Below are 278 nucleotides of genomic sequence, written 5' to 3' on the forward strand. Positions count from 1 at the left end.
TCATGCCGGCCTCAAGCGCACGCTGATGTGTGTGCAGACCCGGAAACAGCGGCAGCAATGAAGGATGAATATTGAGAATACGCCCTGCAAAAGGAGCAATAAACCGGCCGGAAAGCAGGCGCATATAGCCTGCAAGACAAATAATATCCGGTGCGATCTGTGCCAGTTGCTCAAGAATGGCATCTTCATGCGCTTGCTTGGAGCTGTAATCTTTGCGGGCATGAACATAGGTGGTGATACCTGCGGCCTGCGCTTTCGCGAGGCCGCCTGCATCATGC

The 278-nt window shown here is 54.0% G+C and carries 1 protein-coding gene; it reads right to left on the reverse strand.

The genetic code is table 11. The annotated features are described in order from the left end of the window. The coding region (gene purN, locus HBA93_RS20900) for a phosphoribosylglycinamide formyltransferase (RefSeq protein ID WP_286202106.1) at positions 1-278 on the reverse strand (278 nt) is incomplete at both ends.

It is taken from the genome of Ochrobactrum sp. SFR4 (assembly GCF_019730395.1).
Classification (GTDB): domain Bacteria; phylum Pseudomonadota; class Alphaproteobacteria; order Rhizobiales; family Rhizobiaceae; genus Pseudochrobactrum.